Here is a 19,046-nt window from a genome sequence, read left to right as displayed (position 1 = left end):
GGTTGGGCGTCCGCCGCCCATAACGACTTACTACGCCGTAGGTCCCCGCGCCGCACCCGTCCCGCCACTGAGTGGGGAGAGGGATGGCGCATACAGGAAACCCCGGCGAGAGAGGCCGAAGGCCACTTCATGACCATGACTGACCCCATCGCAGACATGCTCACGCGTCTGCGTAACGCTAACTCGGCGTACCACGACACCGTCGTGATGCCGCACAGCAAGATCAAGTCGCACATCGCAGAGATCCTCAAGCAGGAGGGTTTCATCACCGGCTGGAAGGTCGAGGACGCCGAGGTCGGCAAGAACCTCGTCCTTGAGCTGAAGTTCGGGCCGAACCGTGAGCGCTCCATCGCGGGCATCAAGCGGATCTCGAAGCCCGGTCTGCGCGTGTACGCGAAGTCCACCAACCTGCCGAAGGTGCTCGGCGGCCTGGGCGTGGCGATCATCTCCACGTCCCACGGTCTCCTCACCGGCCAGCAGGCAGGCAAGAAGGGCGTAGGTGGGGAAGTCCTCGCCTACGTCTGGTAGTCGGGAACGGAGGAAAAGCAATGTCGCGAATCGGCAAGCTCCCCATCCAGGTTCCCGCCGGTGTGGACGTCACCATCGATGGCCGCACGGTCGCGGTGAAGGGCCCCAAGGGTCTCCTCTCGCACACCGTCGCCGCGCCGATCGAGATCGTCAAGGGTGAGGACGGCGTTCTGAACGTCACCCGCCCGAACGACGAGCGTCAGAACAAGGCCCTGCACGGCCTGTCCCGCACGCTGGTGGCGAACATGATCACCGGTGTGACCACGGGATACGTCAAGGCTCTCGAAATCAGCGGTGTTGGTTACCGCGTCGCCGCGAAGGGCTCCGCTCTGGAGTTCCAGCTTGGCTACAGCCACCCGATCCTGGTCGAGGCGCCCGAGGGCATCTCGTTCAAGGTCGAGTCGCCCACCAAGTTCACGGTCGAGGGCATCGACAAGCAGAAGGTCGGCGAGGTCGCCGCCAACATCCGCAAGCTGCGGAAGCCCGACCCGTACAAGGCCAAGGGTGTCAAGTACGCCGGCGAGGTCATCCGCCGCAAGGTCGGAAAGGCTGGTAAGTAGCCATGGCATACGGTGTGAAGATCGCCAAGGGCGACGCCTACAAGCGCGCTGCCAAGGCTCGCCGCCACATCCGCATCCGCAAGAACGTCTCGGGTACGGCGGAGCGTCCGCGCCTCGTCGTGACGCGTTCCAACCGCAACATCGTTGCCCAGGTCATCGACGACCTCAAGGGTCACACCCTTGCGTCGGCGTCGACCCTGGACGCTTCGATCCGCGGTGGCGAAGGCGACAAGAGCGCCCAGGCCCAGGCTGTCGGCGCGCTCGTCGCCGAGCGTGCCAAGGCTGCGGGTGTCGAGACCGTCGTGTTCGACCGCGGTGGCAACCGATACGCCGGGCGCATTGCCGCTCTGGCTGACGCCGCCCGCGAAGCCGGGCTGAAGTTCTAAGCCCCGGTTCCGGGACTCACGGACGTAACAGAGAGAGGTAATCCAATGGCTGGACCCCAGCGCCGCGGAAGCGGTGCCGGTGGCGGCGAGCGGCGGGACCGGAAGGGTCGCGACGGTGGCGCTGCCGCCGAGAAGACCGCTTACGTTGAGCGCGTTGTCGCGATCAACCGCGTCGCCAAGGTTGTCAAGGGTGGTCGCCGCTTCAGCTTCACCGCGCTGGTCGTGGTGGGCGACGGTGACGGCACCGTAGGTGTCGGTTACGGCAAGGCCAAGGAAGTTCCCGCGGCCATTGCCAAGGGCGTCGAGGAAGCCAAGAAGAACTTCTTCAAGGTTCCCCGTATCCAGGGCACCATCCCGCACCCGATCCAGGGCGAGAAGGCGGCCGGCGTTGTCCTGCTGAAGCCTGCTTCCCCCGGTACCGGTGTTATCGCCGGTGGCCCGGTGCGCGCCGTTCTGGAGTGCGCCGGCGTTCACGACATCCTGTCGAAGTCGCTCGGCTCCGACAACGCGATCAACATCGTGCACGCGACCGTGGAGGCCCTCAAGGGCCTGCAGCGTCCCGAGGAGATCGCGGCCCGCCGCGGTCTGCCCCTTGAGGACGTCGCTCCCGCGGCTCTGCTCCGTGCGCGTGCTGGGGCGGGTGTGTAATGGCTCGCCTCAAGATCACGCAGACGAAGTCGTACATCGGCAGCAAGCAGAACCACCGCGACACGCTGCGTTCGCTCGGGCTCAAGCGCCTGAACGACGTGGTCGTCAAGGAGGACCGCCCCGAGTTCCGCGGAATGGTGCACACCGTCCGCCACCTCGTGACGGTTGAGGAGGTTGACTAATCATGGCTGAGAACAGCCCGCTGAAGGCCCACAACCTCCGTCCCGCCCCCGGCGCCAAGACCGCGAAGACCCGTGTCGGTCGTGGTGAGGCGTCGAAGGGTAAGACGGCCGGTCGTGGTACGAAGGGCCAGAAGGCCCGTTACCAGATCCCGCAGCGCTTCGAGGGTGGGCAGATGCCCCTCCACATGCGTCTGCCGAAGCTCAAGGGCTTCAAGAACCCGTTCCGCACCGAGTTCCAGGTGGTCAACCTGGACAAGCTCGCGGCCCTCTACCCCGAGGGTGGCGAGGTCACGGTGGCCGACCTGGTCGCCAAGGGCGCGGTGCGCAAGAACAGCCTCGTCAAGGTCCTGGGCCAGGGCGAGATCTCCGTGGCGCTGACGGTTTCGGTTGACGCCGTTTCCGGCTCCGCCAAGGAGAAGATCGCCGCTGCCGGCGGCACCGTCACCGAGCTCGTCTAAGACGAGCCCAGGTGACATATAGCGAGTAAAAACCCGACCGGGGATGCCTCACATATGGGGCATCCCCGGTTGGTCGTTCCACGGGGGGCGCAGTCGCCGGTAAGGTGGCCTGCACCTTTGCTTGTACGTATTCGTCGATCCTCAGACCGTCACCTCTGACGCAGTAGCGCGGGGGTCGCAGGAGGCACCGTGCTCACCGCGTTCGCCCGGGCGTTCAAGACGCCCGACCTGCGCAAGAAGCTGCTCTTCACGCTCGGCATCATCGTGCTGTTCCGACTCGGGTCCCACATCCCGGTACCCGGCGTGAGCTACAAGAACGTCCAGCAGTGTGTGGAACAGGCAGGCAGCAGCAACGGCCTGTTCGGGCTGGTCAACATGTTCAGCGGCGGCGCGCTGCTGCAGATCACGATCTTCGCGCTCGGGATCATGCCCTACATCACGGCGAGCATCATTCTGCAGCTGCTGACCGTGGTCATCCCGAAGCTGGAGAACCTCAAAAAAGAGGGCCAGTCCGGCACGGCCAAGATCACTCAGTACACGCGCTATCTGACGGTCGCACTCGCGATCCTGCAGGGCACCGGCCTCGTCGCCACCGCCCGCACTGGCGCCCTCTTCCAGGGCTGCCAGGTCGCCAGCCAGATCGTCCCGAACCGGTCGATCTTCACGACCATCGTCATGGTGGTCACCATGACCGCCGGCACCTGTGTCGTCATGTGGCTCGGTGAGCTCGTGACCGACCGCGGCATCGGCAACGGCATGTCGATCCTGATGTTCATCTCGATCGCCGCCGGCTTCATCGGCGCCCTGTGGCAGATCAAGCTCCAGGGCAAGATCGCCGACGGCTGGGTCGAGTTCGGCGTGGTCATCCTCGTCGGCCTCGCGATGGTCGCCCTGGTCGTCTTCGTCGAGCAGGCGCAGCGCCGGATCCCGGTCCAGTACGCGAAGCGCATGATCGGTCGCCGTGCGTACGGCGGTACCTCGACCTACATCCCGCTCAAGGTGAACCAGGCGGGTGTGATCCCCGTCATCTTCGCGTCGTCGCTGCTCTACATCCCGGCGCTGATCGTCCAGTTCAGCGGGTCCACCGCAGGCTGGGCCACCTGGATCCAGAAGCACTTCGTCAAGGGCGACCACCCGTACTACATCGCCGCCTACTTCCTCCTGATTGTCTTCTTCGCGTTCTTCTACGTGGCGATTTCTTTCAACCCCGAGGAAGTTGCAGACAACATGAAGAAGTATGGTGGGTTCATCCCGGGTATCCGTGCCGGTCGACCCACCGCCGAGTACCTGAGCTACGTGCTCAACCGGATCACCTGGCCGGGGTCGCTGTACCTGGGTCTCATCGCTCTAGTGCCGACGATGGCGTTGGCCGGCTTCGGAGCGAACCAGAACTTCCCGTTCGGCGGGACGAGCATCCTCATCATCGTGGGTGTGGGTCTGGAAACCGTGAAGCAGATCGAGAGCCAGCTCCAGCAGCGTAATTACGAAGGGTTCCTCCGCTGATGCGAATCGTCCTCGTCGGACCGCCCGGTGCGGGCAAGGGAACGCAGGCCGCGTTCCTTGCGAAGAACCTGTCGATCCCGCACATCTCCACGGGCGACCTGTTCCGCGCCAACATCAGCCAGAACACGGAGCTTGGCCGGCGCGCGAAGGCGTACATGGATGCCGGTGACCTCGTCCCCGACGAGATCACCATCGGCATGGCCAAGGACCGCATGGAGCAGCCGGACGCCGTGAACGGCTTCCTGCTCGACGGCTTCCCGCGCAACGTGTCCCAGGCCGAGGCGCTGGACAAGATGCTCCAGTCCGCGGCCATGAAGCTCGACGCCGTCCTCGACCTGGAGGTCGAGGAGGACGAGGTGGTCAAGCGCATCGCCGGCCGCCGGATCTGCCGGAACGACTCCTCGCACGTGTTCCACGTCGTCTACGCGGCCCCTAAGGCCGCGGGTGTCTGCGACACCTGCGGCGGCGAGCTGTACCAGCGCGACGACGACTCCGAGGCGACGGTCCGCAACCGGCTGGAGGTCTACCACACGCAGACCGAGCCGATCATCGACTACTACAAGGCCCAGGGCCTGCTGGTGACCATCCCGGCCCTCGGTGAGGTCGCGGACGTCACGCAGCGCGCGATGGACGCCCTCAAGAAGTAGTACCCCTGTTCTGCACGTACGGCCGCGGTGTCCCCAGGACGCCGCGGCCGTACTGTTGAGACGACTCAATCCGAAGGTGGAAGGCACAAGCCATGGTCCAGATCAAGACCCCCGAGCAGATCGCGAAGATGCGCGAGGCGGGGCTGGTCGTCGCCGCGATCCACGCGGCGACCCGTGAGGCGGCCGTACCGGGCGCCACGACGCGGGATCTGGACATGGTGGCCCGCAAGGTCATCGCCGACGCCGGGGCCAAGTCGAACTTCCTGGGCTACGGCGGCTTCCCCGCCACCATCTGCACCTCGGTCAACGAGGTCGTCGTCCACGGCATCCCGGACGACAAGACCGTGCTCAAGGACGGCGACATCATCTCGATCGACGCCGGCGCGATCGTGGACGGCTGGCACGGTGACGCCGCGTACACGGCGTTCGTGGGCACCGGTCACGCCCCGGAGCTGATCGAGCTGTCGCGGGTCACGGAAGAGTCCATGTGGGCCGGCATCGCCGCCATGAAGAACGGCAACCGCCTGGTGGACATCTCCAAGGCGATCGAGGGCTACATCCGGCGCCAGCCGCGGCCCGCGACCGGCAAGTACGGGATCATCGAGGACTACGGCGGCCACGGCATCGGCTCCGAGATGCACATGGACCCCCACCTGCTGAACTACGTCTCGCGCAAGCGGGGCAAGGGGATCAAGCTGGTGCCCGGCGTCTGCCTGGCGATCGAGCCGATGGTCTCCCTGGGCACCCCCCGGACGGAGGTCCTGGCGGACGACTGGACGGTCATCACCACCGACGGCACCTGGTCCTCCCACTGGGAGCACTCCATCGCCCTGACGGAGGCGGGTCCGATCGTCCTGACCAGCCCGGACTGCGGCAAGGCGAAGCTCGCGGAGTACGGGGTCACCACGGCCCCGGACCCCCTCGGTTAATGATCTAGACTCGTGGGCAAACTTTCCGGATTCGTCTTTCTGGGTGCCCTGACGTAGACTGACTCGTCGGCTTACGTGCATTCCCATGCCCGTGGGCCGATCAAGGTAGCCGATTCGAAAGGCGAAGCGTGGCCAAGAAGCAAGGTGCCATCGAGATCGAGGGCACCGTGATCGAGTCCCTCCCGAACGCGATGTTCAAGGTGGAACTCCAGAACGGTCACAAGGTCCTCGCGCACATCAGCGGCAAGATGCGCATGCACTACATCCGCATCCTTCCCGATGACCGGGTCGTGGTGGAGCTCTCTCCCTACGACCTGACGCGTGGCCGGATCGTCTACCGATACAAGTAGATCTTGTCCTCACTCCTGCCTGGGCATCCGTCCCGGTGCGGGTGGTGGCACTGACCCGGAGAACCTCACCAACATGAAGGTCAAGCCGAGCGTCAAGAAGATCTGCGACAAGTGCAAGGTGATCCGCCGTCACGGCCGGGTCATGGTCATCTGCGACAACCTGCGCCACAAGCAGCGCCAGGGCTGACGCACGCCGACCGACCTGCACTCCGCAGTTCTTCCGCGCGACGTAAAAACGTACATACGCAGAACCCGCCCAGCCCTGCAGAGGGCCGGCGGCACCTCCGGCGGGGGCCGGGGACCCGGACGTACCACTGCCCAGCAAGGGTGGTCGGCGGTCGGGAGTGGTTCTGCGGAAGACCCCCGAACACACAGGAGCCATTGAATGGCACGCGTTTCCGGTGTTGACATCCCGCGCGAAAAGCGTGTGGAGATCGCACTCACCTACGTCTTCGGTATCGGGCGCACCCGGTCCAAGGAGATCCTCGCCTCCACCGGCGTGAACCCGAACACCCGCGTTCGTGACCTGGCCGAAGAGGACCTCGTCAAGATCCGCGAGTACGTGGACGCCAACCTCCGTACCGAGGGTGACCTCCGCCGCGAGATCCAGGGCGACATCCGCCGCAAGATCGAGATCCAGTGCTACCAGGGCATCCGCCACCGTCGTGGCCTGCCGGTGCACGGTCAGCGCACCAGCACGAACGCGCGTACCCGCAAGGGCCCGCGTCGCGCGATCGCCGGTAAGAAGAAGCCGGGCAAGAAGTAGTCCTGTTCAGCGGTCTTGCGCTGTAGGACCGACCACCTCCCGTAGGAGATTTAGATGCCCCCCAAGGGTCGTCAGGGCGCTGCCAAGAAGGTGCGCCGCAAGGAAAAGAAGAACGTCGCTCACGGGCACGCCCACATCAAGAGCACGTTCAACAACACGATCGTCTCGATCACGGACCCCTCGGGCAACGTGATCTCCTGGGCCTCCGCCGGCCACGTCGGCTTCAAGGGCTCGCGCAAGTCCACCCCCTTCGCCGCGCAGATGGCCGCCGAGTCGGCCGCCCGCCGCGCGCAGGAGCACGGCATGCGCAAGGTCGACGTCTTCGTCAAGGGTCCGGGCTCCGGCCGTGAGACCGCGATCCGCTCCCTGCAGGCCACGGGCCTGGAGGTCGGCTCCATCCAGGACGTCACCCCCACCCCGCACAACGGCTGCCGCCCGCCGAAGCGCCGCCGCGTCTGACGCAGCGACGCCCGTGCGTCTTTGAGTGTCCGGGCGGTACGGCCTCTTCGGGGGCCGTGCCGCCCGTACCCTTGCAGTAACCAGCAGTACCTGTCGGGCGTCAAATAGTGGGCGTCCACGACTGAAGGAACACAGACATGCTTATCGCTCAGCGTCCTTCGCTGACCGAAGAGGTCGTCGACGAGTACCGCTCGCGGTTCGTGATCGAGCCGCTGGAGCCGGGCTTCGGCTACACCCTCGGCAACTCCCTGCGCCGTACGCTCCTCTCCTCGATCCCGGGTGCCGCTGTCACCAGCATCCGCATCGACGGTGTCCTGCACGAGTTCACCACCGTGCCGGGCGTCAAGGAGGACGTCACCGACCTCATCCTCAACATCAAGCAGCTGGTCGTCTCCTCGGAGCACGACGAGCCGGTCGTGATGTACCTGCGCAAGCAGGGTCCCGGCCTGGTCACCGCTGCCGACATCGCGCCCCCGGCCGGTGTCGAGGTGCACAACCCGGACCTGGTCCTCGCCACCCTCAACGGCAAGGGCAAGCTGGAGATGGAGCTGACCGTCGAGCGCGGTCGCGGCTACGTCTCCGCCGTCCAGAACAAGCAGCTGGGCCAGGAGATCGGCCGTATCCCGGTCGACTCCATCTACAGCCCGGTCCTCAAGGTCACCTACAAGGTCGAGGCGACCCGAGTCGAGCAGCGCACCGACTTCGACAAGCTGATCGTCGACGTCGAGACCAAGCAGGCCATGCGCCCGCGTGACGCCATGGCGTCCGCCGGCAAGACCCTGGTCGAGCTGTTCGGTCTGGCCCGCGAGCTCAACATCGACGCCGAGGGCATCGACATGGGCCCGTCCCCGACGGACGCCGCCCTGGCCGCCGACCTGGCCCTGCCGATCGAGGAGCTGGAGCTCACCGTTCGGTCGTACAACTGCCTCAAGCGTGAGGGCATCCACTCCGTGGGTGAGCTCGTCGCCCGCTCCGAGGCCGACCTGCTCGACATCCGCAACTTCGGTGCGAAGTCGATCGACGAGGTCAAGGCGAAGCTGGCCGGCATGGGCCTGGCCCTCAAGGACAGCCCGCCCGGATTCGACCCGACCGCCGCCGCCGACGCCTTCGGCGCCGACGACGACGCGGACGCCGGTTTCGTCGAGACCGAGCAGTACTAAGCAGCACCCGTAGATCTTTCCCGCGGCATCCGCCCCGGGGGAACTGACACCGGTACCTGACACGGCCGGTGCAGATATGAAGGAGTAACACCATGCCGCGTCCCGCAAAGGGTGCCCGTCTGGGCGGCAGCGCCGCGCACGAGAAGCACCTCCTCGCGAACCTCGCGAAGGCGCTCTTCGAGCACGGCCGCATCACGACGACCGAGGCCAAGGCCCGCCGCCTGCGTCCGGTCGCCGAGCGTCTGATCACCAAGGCGAAGAAGGGCGACATCCACAACCGTCGCCTGGTTCTCCAGACGATCACGGACAAGAGCATCGTGCACACGCTGTTCACCGAGATCGCCCCGCGCTACGAGAACCGCCCCGGTGGTTACACGCGCATCACCAAGATCGGCAACCGTCGCGGCGACAACGCCCCGATGGCCGTGATCGAGCTGGTCGAGGCCCTCACGGTCGCCCAGCAGGCCACCGGCGAGGCCGAGGCCGCCACCAAGCGTGCGGTCAAGGAGGCGGAGGCCAAGGCCGAGGCCACCGAGGCCCCCGCCGAGGAGACCAAGGAGGCCTGATCCCGCTTCGGGATCGAGCTTGCTTGATCGGCTCTGAACGGGCCCGCCCCTTCCCGGGGCGGGCCCGTTCTGCATGTCTGAGAGGATCGCTCACGTGAGTGACGAGGTAGAGCCCGGGCACGTCCGGGTGCGGCTGGACCTGTCGTACGACGGCAAGGACTTCTCCGGCTGGGCGAAGCAGCGCACGCTGCGCACGGTCCAGGGCGAGCTGGAGAGCGCGCTGCAGACCGTGATGCGGCTGCCGGACCCGGTGGAGCTGACCGTGGCCGGGCGGACCGACGCGGGCGTGCACGCCCGCGGGCAGGTCGCCCAGTTCGACCTGGCCGAGGAGGTGTGGGCCGAGCACCACGACAAGCTGCTGCGCCGCCTCGCGGGCCGGCTGCCGCACGACGTACGGGTGTGGAAGGTCGCCGAGGCCCCCGAGGGCTTCAACGCCCGCTTCTCCGCCATCTGGCGCCGCTACGCCTACCGCGTCGGCGACCACCAGGGCGGGGTCGACCCGCTGCGCCGCGGACACGTGCTGTGGCACCCGTGGCCGCTGGACGTGGACGCCATGAACGAGGCCGCCGCCCCGCTGCTCGGCGAGCACGACTTCGCCGCGTACTGCCGCAAGCGCGAGGGCGCCACCACCATCCGCACCCTCCAGCAGCTCAGCTGGGAGCGCGCCGAGGACGGGATCGTCACCGCGACCGTCCGCGCCGACGCCTTCTGCCACAACATGGTCCGCTCGCTGGTGGGCGCCCTGCTGCACGTCGGGGACGGCCACCGGCCCACCGACTGGCCCGGGAAGGTCCTGCGGGCCGCCGTACGGGACTCCTCGGTGCACGTCGTGAAGCCGCACGGGCTCACCCTGGAGGAGGTCGGCTACCCGGCGGACGAGCTGCTGGCCGAGCGCAGCAAGGTGGCCCGCAACATGCGGACCCTGCCCGGCGCGGGCTGCTGCTGACCCGGTCGCCCGGCCGCGGCTAATCCGTTTGGGCGGATCGGCGCCGGGCCGGGACAATGCCCGGCATGGGACATCTCGAAGCCGGCCACCTGGAGTACTACCTTCCCGACGGGCGGGTGCTGCTCCCCGACGTCTCCTTCCGGGTGGGGGAGGGCGCGGTGGTCGCCCTCGTCGGGGCGAACGGGGCCGGCAAGACCACCCTGCTCAAGCTGCTCTCCGGGGAGCTCCAGCCGCACGGCGGCGGGGTCACCGTCAGCGGCGGCCTCGGGGTGATGTCGCAGTTCGTGGGCTCCGTACGGGACGAGACGACCGTACGGGACCTGCTCGTCTCGGTGGCCCAGCCGCGGATCCGGGCGGCCGCGAAGGCCGTCGACCACGCCGAGCACCTGATCATGACGGTGGACGACGAAGCCGCCCAGATGGCGTACGCGCAGGCGCTCAGCGACTGGGCCGACGTGCAGGGCTACGAGGCGGAGACCCTGTGGGACGTCTGTACGACGGCCGCGCTGGGCATGCCGTACGACCGGGCGCAGTTCCGCGAGGTGCGCACCCTCTCGGGCGGTGAGCAGAAGCGGCTGGTGCTGGAGGCGCTGCTGCGCGGCCCCGACGAGGTGCTGCTGCTCGACGAGCCGGACAACTACCTGGACGTCCCGGGCAAGCGGTGGCTGGAGGAGCAGCTCAAGGCCACCCGCAAGACGGTGCTGTTCGTCTCGCACGACCGGGAGCTGCTCACCCAGGCCGCGCAGAAGATCATCAGCCTGGAGGCGAGCCCGATGGGCAGCGACGTGTGGGTGCACGGCGCGGGCTTCGACACCTACCACCAGGCCCGCAAGGAGCGCTTCGCGCGCTTCGAGGAGCTCAAGCGGCGCTGGGACGAGGAGCACGCCCGCCTGAAGGCGCTGGTGCTGCGGCTGCGCAACCAGGCGGCGAGCAGCCCCGACATGGCCTCTCGCTACCGGGCGATGCAGACCCGCTTCCAGAAGTTCGAGGAGGCCGGCCCGCCGCCGGAGCCGCCCCGCGAGCAGGACATCACCATGCGGCTCAAGGGCGGCCGGACCGGCGTGCGCGCGCTGACCGTGGAGAACCTGGAGCTCACGGGGCTGATGAAGCCGTTCTCCCTGGAGGTCTTCTACGGGGAGCGGGTCGCGGTCCTCGGATCGAACGGCTCCGGCAAATCGCACTTCCTGCGGCTGCTGGCCGGCGAGGACGTCAAGCACACCGGTGACTGGAAGCTGGGCGCGCGGGTGGTCCCGGGCCACTTCGCGCAGACGCACGCGCACCCGGAGCTCTTCGGCCGCACCCTCGTCGACATCCTGTGGACGGAGGCGGCCAAGCCCCTGGGCCAGGCGATGGGGGCCCTGCGCCGCTACGAACTGGAGCGGCAGGCCGAGCAGCCCTTCGAGAAGCTCTCGGGCGGCCAGCAGGCGCGGTTCCAGATCCTGCTCCTGGAGCTGGCGGGGACCACGGCCCTGCTGCTGGACGAGCCGACGGACAACCTCGACCTGGAGTCCGCGGAGGCGCTGCAGGACGGCCTGGAATCGTACGAGGGCACTGTGCTGTGCGTCACGCACGACCGGTGGTTCGCGCGCACATTTGACCGTTTCCTGGTCTTCGGTTCGGACGGAGTTGTACGAGAGACTCAGGAACCCGTCTGGGACGAACGCAGGGTCGAGCGGAAGCGCTGAGGCGGGACGAACGTAGGGTCGAGCGGAAACGCCGGGGGACAGCGCCCCCCGGCGGTCGATCGGGAGGCGTTGTGCGGCTGCGGCCTGGCACCTGGCTCGGGAAGTGGGGAGGGGCCGCGGGCCCCGCGACGGGGCACCGGCTGGTCGGGTGGCTGCTGCGGCCGGCGTCCCGGTCCTGGGCGGCCGTGGCCCTCGCGGTCGTCCTCGGCATCGCGGTCTCCACCAGCCTGCGGGAGAACTGGGGCTCGGACAACGCCTTCGTCGTCAAGGCCGCCGACACGCTGCTGGCCGGCGGGTCCCCGTACGAGGACAAGCGGTTCCTCTACCTCCCCAGCGCCGTGATCATGGCCGTCCCCGAGGCTCTGCTGCCGCAGCCGGTGCTGCGCTGGGTGCTCCCGCTGGGGATGTCCGCCCTGCTGGCGCTCGGCTGGTGGGCCGCGCTGCGGCTGTTCTCGGTGCCGGCGCGCTCCCGCTTCGCGGTCGGCGGGTTCGCGCTGCTGGCCCTGGCCTACGAGCCGTACGTGAACCTGGTGCTGATCGGGAACTGGACGGCCATCTCGGCGGCCGCGCTGCCGGTGGCCCTGCTGCTCGCGCACCGGCGGTCCTGGACGGCCGCCGGGCTGGTGGTGGGGCTCGCCATCGCCTGCAAGCCGATGCTGGTGCCGGTCGGGCTGGTGTTCCTGCTGGCCCGGCAGTGGCGGGGGCTGGCCGTGGCCGTGCTGGTGCCGCTCGGGCTGTCGCTGCTCGGGGCGCTGATGATGCCGAGTCCGTCGCTGTTCTTCACCAAGACGCTGCCGTTCCTGCTCCAGGGGCAGGACGCGTACGCGCTGCCCTGGGACGCCTCGCCCGTCGCCGTGCTGCCGCGGCTGGGGGTCCCGCAGCCGGTGGCGGTGGCGCTGGCGGGCGCGGGGGCGCTGGCCGGGCTGTTCGCGGCCTGGCGGCGGTGGCGGCGTACGGACGGTCCCGGTGACGGGGACGGGGGCGAGCTGCGGCTGGCGGAGACGGCCTGCATGGTGATGCTCGCCGCATTCCTGGTCTCGCGGCCGTCCTTCGACCACTACCTGCTGGTGGTGCTCCCGCTGCTGCTGGCGTCGGCGGTGCGGCCGGGCTCGATGCCCCGCTCGCCCTGGTTCTGGCTGGCCCTGACGCCCCAGGTGGCGCTGGTGCCGTGGCCCTCCGAGCTGGCCCACAAACGGCGCGCCTTCAAGGACTGCGCCACCCTGTGCGGGCTGGCGATTGTGCTGGCGCGTCGTGCACTGCGCCCCGGCCGGGTTATTCTGGAGCCCGTAACAACTGCGGGGTCCCCACCCAGGACCGAACCGGAGTGCGCCGCGACGCCAGCAGAATCGGCATCGCGGACCGCGTTTTGACCCGTACGGGTCCTCTTGGGTACTCTGCTGGTTTGTTATGCGTATTGGCTTGCTCATTCTCACGTGAGGGCCTTACGCCGGTCCACCGGGCCGATGACCAGCGGTTCACACGGGTTGCGTCCCCGATGTGGACGAGGGCTGTCGTGATCGTCCGTGGTGACCTGTCAGGACCTTCCCGCAGGGCTTGCGCCCTTTGGGATACCACCACTGAAGAAGCGAAGGCATACGCGTGCGTACGTACAGCCCCAAGCCCGGCGACATCTCGCGCCAGTGGCTCGTCATCGACGCCCAGGACGTTGTCCTCGGCCGTCTGGCGACCCAGGCCGCTGCCCTCCTGCGGGGCAAGCACAAGCCGACTTACGCCCCCCACATGGACATGGGCGACTTCGTCGTCATCATCAACGCCGACAAGGTCCACCTGTCGGGCAACAAGGCGTCCCAGAAGATGGCGTACCGCCACTCCGGCTTCCCGGGTGGTCTGCGTTCCGTGCGCTACGACGACCTGCTGGCGAACAACCCGGAGAAGGCCGTCGAGAAGGCCGTCAAGGGCATGCTCCCCAAGAACACCCTGGGCCGTCAGATGCTCTCGAAGCTGAAGGTCTACTCGGGCGACCAGCACCCGCACGCTGCCCAGCAGCCGGTGCCGTTCGAGATCACCCAGGTCGCGCAGTAGTTCCGGCCACCCCCTAAGACGTAGAAAATTCTGAGGAGCATCGTGGCCGAGACCACCGCCGAGACCCCCGTCGAAGAGTTCGAGGGCGTCGAGGAGTACACCACCGAGTCCGAGGCCGTCGTCGAGGGCGACTACACCTCCGAGTCCCTTGCCGGCCGCTTCGGCGACCCGCAGCCGGCCGCCGGCCTGGGCCGTCGCAAGAACGCCATCGCCCGCGTCCGGATCGTTCCGGGCACCGGCAAGTGGAAGATCAACGGTCGCACCCTTGAGGACTACTTCCCCAACAAGGTGCACCAGCAGGAAGTCAACGAGCCGTTCAAGCTGCTTGAGCTCGACGGTCGCTACGACATCATCGCCCGCATCGCGGGTGGCGGCGTCTCCGGCCAGGCCGGCGCCCTGCGCCTCGGCGTGGCCCGTGCGCTGAACGAGGCGGACGTGGACAACAACCGCCCGGCGCTGAAGAAGGCCGGCTTCCTCTCCCGCGACGACCGTGCGGTCGAGCGCAAGAAGGCCGGTCTCAAGAAGGCCCGTAAGGCTCCGCAGTACAGCAAGCGTTAATCTGCGCCTGCTGTTCTGCACCAACCGCCCCGGCAGCACTCTCCGTGCTGTCGGGGCGGTTCGTTTACCGCCACAAGCGGCAAATACCTGTCACAAGCGGTCTCAAGCGAAGCGTGAACTCGGGAGGACAACAGTGGGACAACTCTTCGGGACGGACGGTGTACGCGGCGTCGCCAACGCGGATCTGACGGCTGAGCTCGCGCTCGGTCTGTCCGTCGCGGCTGCCCACGTACTGGCCGAAGCGGGCACCTTCGCGGGGCACCGGGCGACCGCGGTGGTCGGCCGCGACCCCCGTGCCTCGGGCGAGTTCCTGGAGGCCGCCGTCGTGGCGGGCCTCGCGAGCGCGGGCGTGGACGTCCTGCGCGTCGGTGTGCTGCCCACCCCGGCGGTGGCGTATCTCACCGGTGCGCTGGGTGCCGACCTCGGCGTGATGCTCTCCGCCAGCCACAACGCGATGCCCGACAACGGCATCAAGTTCTTCGCCCGCGGCGGCCACAAGCTCGCCGACGAGCTGGAGGACCGGATCGAGGCCGTCTACGAGGAGCACCGCACGGGCGCGCCCTGGGACCGCCCCACCGGCGCGGGCGTGGGCCGGGTATCCGACTACGACGAGGGCTTCGACAAGTACGTCGCCCACCTCATCGGGGTCCTCCCCAACCGCCTGGACGGGCTGAAGATCGTCCTGGACGAGGCGCACGGCGCCGCCGCCCGCGTCTCTCCCGAGGCCTTCACCCGCGCGGGCGCCGAGGTCGTCACCATCGGTGCCGAGCCCGACGGCCTGAACATCAACGACGGCTGCGGCTCCACCCACCTGGACCTCCTCAAGCAGGCCGTCGTCGAGCACGGGGCCGACCTCGGCATCGCGCACGACGGCGACGCGGACCGCTGCCTCGCGGTGGACGCCTCCGGCGCCGAGGTCGACGGCGACCAGATCCTCGCGGTGCTGGCGCTCGCCATGCGCGAGGCCGGTCAGCTGCGCGGCGACACGGTCGTCGGCACCGTCATGTCGAACCTGGGCTTCAAGCTGGCCATGGAGGGCGAGGGCATCCAGGTCGTGCAGACCGGGGTCGGCGACCGGTACGTCCTGGAGGCCATGAAGGAGCACGGTTTCGCGCTGGGCGGGGAGCAGTCCGGCCACGTGATCATCCTCGACCACGCCACCACCGGTGACGGCACGCTGACCGGCCTGATGCTGGCGGCCCGGGTGGCCGCCACCGGCCGGTCGCTGGCGGAGCTGGCGGGCGTCATGCAGCGGCTGCCGCAGGTCCTGGTGAACGTCCCCGACGTGGACAAGTCCCGGGTCGCCACCTCGGCCGAGCTGGCCGCGGCGGTCGCCGACGCCCAGCGCGAGCTGGGCGGCACCGGCCGGGTGCTGCTCCGTCCGTCGGGTACCGAGCCGCTCGTACGGGTGATGGTGGAGGCCGCCGACATCGAACAGGCGCGCGCGGTGGCGGGCCGCCTCGCGGACGTGGTGAAGTCGGCCCTCGGCTGACCTGCTCCCGGCTGATCCGCCGACGGCCCCGCTCCCCGGAAGTCCGGGGGCGGGGCCGTCGGCGTCTTCCCGTGGGGCCGTCGGTGTCTTACCGCCCCGGCCCGCCCGGCTCTCCCCGGTCAGGCCCGGTGCGCCTCAGTCCTTGGCGGCGCGGCGCCAGCGGTCGCGCTGGGTGCGCCACAGCAGCTTCTGGCCGTAGAGGGTCAGCACGCCCGCCAGCATGATCCCGCCCAGGTTCAACAGGAGCTGCTCCGCGGACCCCCACATCTGGGCCACCTCCCCGTAGCTGAGGGCCACCGCGGCATTGGCGCCCGCCGGGACGGTGGTCACGGAGATCGCCACGCCCACCAGCGCTCCGGACTTGGCGGAGGTCAGGGACAGCACCCCGGCCACGCCGGCGAGCAGCGCCACCACGAAGGAGAACGGGTCCGGCTTCCAGATGAAGCTGGTGTTCGGGCGCGGGTTGTCCAGCATGTCCTGGTGGAACAGGCCGAGCGCGTCCATCCCCAGACTGAAGAGGGTGGTGGCGGCGATGGCCACGGCGAAGCCGACCAGCAGGGCGAGCAGGGAACGGGCGGCGGGTTTCGGCGCCCGCCGGACCAGTGCGGTGCTCACGCCGGCGAGCGGCCCGAACTCGGGGCCGACCGCCATCGCCCCCACGATCAGGATGGCGTTGTCCAGGACCACACCGCAGGCCGCGATCATCGTCGCGAGGATCATGAAGGCGACGTAGGTGACGGTGAGGGTGGACTCCTCGTGCGTGGCCTCGCTCAGCTGCTCCCACAGGACGGCGTCGGCCCCTTCGCCCGGGGCCTCCTCCTCGGCGTCCTCGGCCCGCTTCGACAGCGACAGGTCGATGTTCTCGACCGCGATCGAGCCGTCCTCGTCGATCCCGAGGGCCCGCAGCTCGTGCAGGAGCTCGTCGCCGGCCTCCCGGGCGACGTCGCACAGGACGATGTCCTCCCGGGGGACGCGCGCGGCGCCGGGCAGCACCGCCAGGTGGGTCGTCCCGACGGTGTTCACGATGACCTCGACCACGGCGTCCGTCCGGTCGGACGGGGTGATCATCCTCAGATGCAGCATGGCCGCACCCTAAGGTCAGAGCTTGCGCAGGCTCAGCTTCTGCACCTTGTGGTCCGGGCCCTTGCGCACGACGAGGGTGGCCCGGCCTCGGGTGGGGGCCACGTTCTCCAGCAGGTTGGGCCGGTTGATCGTGCGCCACATGGTCTGCGCGTACTCCAGCGCCTCCTCCTCGGAGACCTGCGTGTACTTGCGGAAGTACGAGAAGGGGTTCTGGAACGCGGTCTCGCGCAGCTTGCGGAACCGGTTGAGGTACCAGCGCTCGATGTCCTCGGGGCGGGCGTCCACGTACACGCTGAAGTCGAAGTAGTCGGCGAGGCCGACGCGGGTGCGGCCGTCATTGCCGGGCAGCGCCGGCTGCAGGACGTTCAGTCCCTCGACGATCAGGATGTCGGGGCGGCGTACGACGAGCTGCTCGTCCGGGACGATGTCGTAGATCAGGTGGGAGTAGACCGGGGCCGTGACCTCGTCCTTGCCGGCCTTGATGTCGGCGACGAAGCGGGTCAGCGCGCGGCGGTCGTACGACTCCGGGAAGCCCTTGCGGGAGGTCAGGCCGCGCCGCTGGAGCTCCTTCATGGGATAGAGGAAGCCGTCGGTGGTGACCCGCTCGACCCGGGGGTGCTCGGGCCAGCGGGCCAGGAGCGCCTGGAGCAGGCGGGCCACGGTGGACTTGCCGACGGCGACCGAGCCGGCGACCCCTATGACGAAGGGGGTGCCCTGCTGGGCGCCGTGGCCGTTGCCCGCGTCGCCGAGGAAGGTGTTCAGGGTGCCGCGGAGATTGCTGGTGGCGCCCACGTACAGGTTGAGGAGCCGCGACAGGGGCAGGTAGACGTCCCGCACCTCGTCGAGGTCGATCACGTCGCCGAGTCCGCGCAGCTGTTCGACCTCCTCGGCGGTGAGGGGCAGCGGGGTCCGCTCGCGCAGGGCGCTCCACTCGTCGCGGGTGAGATCGACGTAGGGGGAGGTCTCGGCCCGGCGGTGGGGTCGTCCGGTGCGCTCCGTTGCGCTCTCCGGCGTGCTTCGTGGCGGCGAAGTGATCACAAGGCCATTGTCGTGGCTCGCGACCGGTTGTGGGTGGTGTGGTCGGTCACGTGCGGGGCGGGAATCGTGCGTCTCTCGGACGGATCCGGCGGGTTTGATCTCACTGGGGTCACGATCTCCGGCGGCGCGCGGTGAACGGCGCGGCGGTGATCGGATCGGCCCTTAGATTTGCTGATCATCGCAATGTCTTGCTCTGGGGGAGATCTCTCGTGCGCAGCACCCTTGTCCGTCGTACCGTCCTGACCGCCTCCGCGGTGTCCCTGGCGCTGCTGGGCACCGCCTGCGGCTCCGAGAAGGCCGAGCCCAAGGCCGAAGGCTCGTCCGCCGCGGCCGCGGCGCCCGCGCCGGCCGCCAAGGGCAAGACGGACGCCGAGCTGGCGGGCCAGATCGTGGCCCAGGCCGACCTGCCCGACCACCAGTTCAAGCCGGTCACGCCCGCCGAGGTCACCGCGGGCGCCACCGCCACCAGCGACAAGCCCGAGTGCCTGCCCCTGGTCAAGGCCCAGACCGTCACCCCGGTCGGCAAGTCCACCGGTGTCGCGCGGACCAAGGCCGTCGCCACCCCGAAGGCTCCGTCCGAGGGCGCCAGCATGGAGGAGAAGCTGAAGGCCGGCCTGGACGCGCTCGGCTCGACCGCGACCGCCGTCACCCTCGCCTCGTACGAGGGCAAGGGCGCCGAGGAGGCCTTCGCGGCCCTGAAGACCGCCGGCACGGCCTGCGCGGGCGGCTACACCGTCAACCAGCAGGGCGAGTCCGGCAAGGTCGGCAAGGTCGGGGCCGGCACCCCGGTCACCGCGGGTGACGCGGCCCTCGCGTACACCGTGGAGGGCGACGCGGACGGCGAGAAGTTCACGACGCAGCTCGTGGTCGTCCGCAAGGGCAACACCCTCGCGACCTTCTCCGCCCTCAGCCTGAAGGGTGCGGCCGAGCAGCCGAAGGCCATCGTCGACGCCCAGGTCAAGAAGCTCGGCTGACCGTCCCGCCCGGGGACCGTCGAACGGACCGTCAACCCCGCTCCGGCGCTTTCGCCGGGGCGGGGTTTTCGTCTTGTTCAGGTAC

General features: G+C 68.8%; 24 protein-coding genes. 22 read left to right on the top strand and 2 right to left on the bottom strand.

The window, feature by feature from the left end; translation table 11 throughout:
* The first annotated feature begins 129 nt into the window (after nucleotides 1-129).
* The 21 genes from rpsH (at nucleotide 130) to glmM (ending at nucleotide 15,866) form a co-directional block, all read left to right on the top strand.
* Nucleotides 130-528 (top strand): 30S ribosomal protein S8, encoded by a 399-nt coding sequence (rpsH, locus tag ABZ128_RS26290; protein WP_007265911.1) that lies wholly within the window; start codon nucleotides 130-132, stop codon nucleotides 526-528.
* Nucleotides 529-548: 20 nt separating this feature from the next.
* On the top strand, nucleotides 549-1,088 hold the full coding sequence (gene rplF / locus ABZ128_RS26285; RefSeq protein WP_356851288.1) for a 50S ribosomal protein L6: 540 nt from the start codon (nucleotides 549-551) through the stop codon (nucleotides 1,086-1,088).
* Nucleotides 1,089-1,090: 2 nt separating this feature from the next.
* A complete protein-coding gene (rplR, locus tag ABZ128_RS26280) occupies nucleotides 1,091-1,474 on the top strand; it encodes a 50S ribosomal protein L18 (protein ID WP_356851287.1) in 384 nt (127 codons plus the stop codon).
* Between the two features lie 45 nt (nucleotides 1,475-1,519).
* A complete protein-coding gene (gene rpsE, locus ABZ128_RS26275) occupies nucleotides 1,520-2,122 on the top strand; it encodes a 30S ribosomal protein S5 (protein WP_007265914.1) in 603 nt (200 codons plus the stop codon).
* Nucleotides 2,122-2,304, top strand: a complete 183-nt coding sequence (rpmD, locus tag ABZ128_RS26270; protein WP_005313525.1) for a 50S ribosomal protein L30 — start codon at nucleotides 2,122-2,124, stop codon at nucleotides 2,302-2,304. The genes rpsE and rpmD overlap by 1 nt, the downstream gene beginning before the upstream one ends.
* Nucleotides 2,305-2,306: 2 nt before the next feature.
* On the top strand, nucleotides 2,307-2,762 hold the full coding sequence (rplO, locus tag ABZ128_RS26265; protein ID WP_356851286.1) for a 50S ribosomal protein L15: 456 nt from the start codon (nucleotides 2,307-2,309) through the stop codon (nucleotides 2,760-2,762).
* Nucleotides 2,763-2,951: 189 nt separating this feature from the next.
* Nucleotides 2,952-4,265: a preprotein translocase subunit SecY gene (gene secY / locus ABZ128_RS26260; RefSeq protein WP_356851285.1), complete on the top strand. Its 1,314-nt coding sequence runs from the start codon at nucleotides 2,952-2,954 to the stop codon at nucleotides 4,263-4,265.
* Nucleotides 4,265-4,912, top strand: coding sequence for an adenylate kinase (locus ABZ128_RS26255; RefSeq protein ID WP_356851284.1), 648 nt, complete (start codon nucleotides 4,265-4,267; stop codon nucleotides 4,910-4,912). Before secY ends, ABZ128_RS26255 begins: the two co-directional genes overlap by 1 nt.
* A 92-nt stretch (nucleotides 4,913-5,004) precedes the next feature.
* Nucleotides 5,005-5,841 carry a type I methionyl aminopeptidase gene (gene map, locus ABZ128_RS26250; protein WP_356851283.1) on the top strand — a complete coding sequence of 279 codons (837 nt, stop codon included), beginning with the start codon at nucleotides 5,005-5,007 and terminating at the stop codon, nucleotides 5,839-5,841.
* A gap of 128 nt (nucleotides 5,842-5,969) precedes the next feature.
* On the top strand, nucleotides 5,970-6,191 hold the full coding sequence (infA, locus tag ABZ128_RS26245; protein ID WP_003956442.1) for a translation initiation factor IF-1: 222 nt from the start codon (nucleotides 5,970-5,972) through the stop codon (nucleotides 6,189-6,191).
* A 73-nt stretch (nucleotides 6,192-6,264) separates the two neighbouring features.
* The gene (gene rpmJ / locus ABZ128_RS26240) at nucleotides 6,265-6,378 is read left to right on the top strand and encodes a 50S ribosomal protein L36 (protein WP_003956441.1); all 114 of its coding nucleotides are present in this window, start codon (nucleotides 6,265-6,267) and stop codon (nucleotides 6,376-6,378) included.
* Between the two features lie 198 nt (nucleotides 6,379-6,576).
* On the top strand, nucleotides 6,577-6,957 hold the full coding sequence (rpsM, locus tag ABZ128_RS26235) for a 30S ribosomal protein S13 (RefSeq protein ID WP_007265919.1): 381 nt from the start codon (nucleotides 6,577-6,579) through the stop codon (nucleotides 6,955-6,957).
* Nucleotides 6,958-7,011: 54 nt separating this feature from the next.
* Nucleotides 7,012-7,416 carry a 30S ribosomal protein S11 gene (gene rpsK / locus ABZ128_RS26230; RefSeq protein ID WP_003956432.1) on the top strand — a complete coding sequence of 135 codons (405 nt, stop codon included), beginning with the start codon at nucleotides 7,012-7,014 and terminating at the stop codon, nucleotides 7,414-7,416.
* A gap of 137 nt (nucleotides 7,417-7,553) precedes the next feature.
* Complete coding sequence (locus ABZ128_RS26225; protein WP_010473911.1) at nucleotides 7,554-8,576, top strand: DNA-directed RNA polymerase subunit alpha; 1,023 nt, start codon at nucleotides 7,554-7,556, stop codon at nucleotides 8,574-8,576.
* A gap of 92 nt (nucleotides 8,577-8,668) precedes the next feature.
* Nucleotides 8,669-9,142 (top strand): 50S ribosomal protein L17, encoded by a 474-nt coding sequence (rplQ, locus tag ABZ128_RS26220; protein ID WP_356851282.1) that lies wholly within the window; start codon nucleotides 8,669-8,671, stop codon nucleotides 9,140-9,142.
* Between the two features lie 94 nt (nucleotides 9,143-9,236).
* Nucleotides 9,237-10,088 carry a tRNA pseudouridine(38-40) synthase TruA gene (gene truA / locus ABZ128_RS26215; protein WP_356851281.1) on the top strand — a complete coding sequence of 284 codons (852 nt, stop codon included), beginning with the start codon at nucleotides 9,237-9,239 and terminating at the stop codon, nucleotides 10,086-10,088.
* Between the two features lie 56 nt (nucleotides 10,089-10,144).
* The gene (locus tag ABZ128_RS26210) at nucleotides 10,145-11,773 is read left to right on the top strand and encodes an ATP-binding cassette domain-containing protein (RefSeq protein WP_356851280.1); all 1,629 of its coding nucleotides are present in this window, start codon (nucleotides 10,145-10,147) and stop codon (nucleotides 11,771-11,773) included.
* A 71-nt stretch (nucleotides 11,774-11,844) separates the two neighbouring features.
* Nucleotides 11,845-13,143, top strand: a complete 1,299-nt coding sequence (locus tag ABZ128_RS26205; RefSeq protein ID WP_356851279.1) for a glycosyltransferase family 87 protein — start codon at nucleotides 11,845-11,847, stop codon at nucleotides 13,141-13,143.
* A 229-nt stretch (nucleotides 13,144-13,372) separates the two neighbouring features.
* Nucleotides 13,373-13,816, top strand: coding sequence for a 50S ribosomal protein L13 (rplM, locus tag ABZ128_RS26200; protein WP_356851278.1), 444 nt, complete (start codon nucleotides 13,373-13,375; stop codon nucleotides 13,814-13,816).
* 42 nt (nucleotides 13,817-13,858) lie between these two features.
* On the top strand, nucleotides 13,859-14,374 hold the full coding sequence (gene rpsI, locus ABZ128_RS26195; protein WP_356851277.1) for a 30S ribosomal protein S9: 516 nt from the start codon (nucleotides 13,859-13,861) through the stop codon (nucleotides 14,372-14,374).
* A gap of 133 nt (nucleotides 14,375-14,507) precedes the next feature.
* Nucleotides 14,508-15,866 carry a phosphoglucosamine mutase gene (gene glmM / locus ABZ128_RS26190; protein ID WP_356851276.1) on the top strand — a complete coding sequence of 453 codons (1,359 nt, stop codon included), beginning with the start codon at nucleotides 14,508-14,510 and terminating at the stop codon, nucleotides 15,864-15,866.
* A gap of 135 nt (nucleotides 15,867-16,001) precedes the next feature.
* Here glmM and ABZ128_RS26185 read toward each other — a convergent pair whose 3' ends face one another.
* Complete coding sequence (locus ABZ128_RS26185) at nucleotides 16,002-16,949, bottom strand: DUF389 domain-containing protein (protein ID WP_356851275.1); 948 nt, start codon at nucleotides 16,947-16,949, stop codon at nucleotides 16,002-16,004.
* Between the two features lie 15 nt (nucleotides 16,950-16,964).
* Nucleotides 16,965-17,984: a type I pantothenate kinase gene (gene coaA / locus ABZ128_RS26180; RefSeq protein WP_356851317.1), complete on the bottom strand. Its 1,020-nt coding sequence runs from the start codon at nucleotides 17,982-17,984 to the stop codon at nucleotides 16,965-16,967.
* Between the two features lie 212 nt (nucleotides 17,985-18,196).
* Between coaA and ABZ128_RS26175 the strand changes: the two genes are divergently transcribed.
* Nucleotides 18,197-18,961, top strand: coding sequence for a hypothetical protein (locus ABZ128_RS26175; RefSeq protein WP_356851274.1), 765 nt, complete (start codon nucleotides 18,197-18,199; stop codon nucleotides 18,959-18,961).
* Nucleotides 18,962-19,046: the final 85 nt, after the last annotated feature.

This window comes from Streptomyces sp. NPDC006326 (assembly GCF_040612915.1).
GTDB lineage: Bacteria > Actinomycetota > Actinomycetes > Streptomycetales > Streptomycetaceae > Streptomyces.
The sequence above is the reverse complement of the archived record's forward strand: the minus strand, read 5'-3'. Positions and strand labels throughout refer to the sequence as shown.

What these genes read in the sequence shown, in the direction of transcription:
- rpsH (WP_007265911.1), top strand. Translation starts at nt 130, where the DNA reads ATGACCATGACTGACCCCATCGCAGACATGCTCACGCGTCTGCGTAAC.
- rplF (WP_356851288.1), top strand. Translation starts at nt 549, where the DNA reads ATGTCGCGAATCGGCAAGCTCCCCATCCAGGTTCCCGCCGGTGTGGAC.
- rplR (WP_356851287.1), top strand. Translation starts at nt 1,091, where the DNA reads ATGGCATACGGTGTGAAGATCGCCAAGGGCGACGCCTACAAGCGCGCT.
- rpsE (WP_007265914.1), top strand. Translation starts at nt 1,520, where the DNA reads ATGGCTGGACCCCAGCGCCGCGGAAGCGGTGCCGGTGGCGGCGAGCGG.
- rpmD (WP_005313525.1), top strand. Translation starts at nt 2,122, where the DNA reads ATGGCTCGCCTCAAGATCACGCAGACGAAGTCGTACATCGGCAGCAAG.
- rplO (WP_356851286.1), top strand. Translation starts at nt 2,307, where the DNA reads ATGGCTGAGAACAGCCCGCTGAAGGCCCACAACCTCCGTCCCGCCCCC.
- ABZ128_RS26255 (WP_356851284.1), top strand. Translation starts at nt 4,265, where the DNA reads ATGCGAATCGTCCTCGTCGGACCGCCCGGTGCGGGCAAGGGAACGCAG.
- map (WP_356851283.1), top strand. Translation starts at nt 5,005, where the DNA reads ATGGTCCAGATCAAGACCCCCGAGCAGATCGCGAAGATGCGCGAGGCG.
- rpmJ (WP_003956441.1), top strand. Translation starts at nt 6,265, where the DNA reads ATGAAGGTCAAGCCGAGCGTCAAGAAGATCTGCGACAAGTGCAAGGTG.
- rpsM (WP_007265919.1), top strand. Translation starts at nt 6,577, where the DNA reads ATGGCACGCGTTTCCGGTGTTGACATCCCGCGCGAAAAGCGTGTGGAG.
- rpsK (WP_003956432.1), top strand. Translation starts at nt 7,012, where the DNA reads ATGCCCCCCAAGGGTCGTCAGGGCGCTGCCAAGAAGGTGCGCCGCAAG.
- ABZ128_RS26225 (WP_010473911.1), top strand. Translation starts at nt 7,554, where the DNA reads ATGCTTATCGCTCAGCGTCCTTCGCTGACCGAAGAGGTCGTCGACGAG.
- rplQ (WP_356851282.1), top strand. Translation starts at nt 8,669, where the DNA reads ATGCCGCGTCCCGCAAAGGGTGCCCGTCTGGGCGGCAGCGCCGCGCAC.
- ABZ128_RS26210 (WP_356851280.1), top strand. Translation starts at nt 10,145, where the DNA reads ATGCCCGGCATGGGACATCTCGAAGCCGGCCACCTGGAGTACTACCTT.
- ABZ128_RS26185 (WP_356851275.1), bottom strand. Translation starts at nt 16,949, where the DNA reads ATGCTGCATCTGAGGATGATCACCCCGTCCGACCGGACGGACGCCGTG.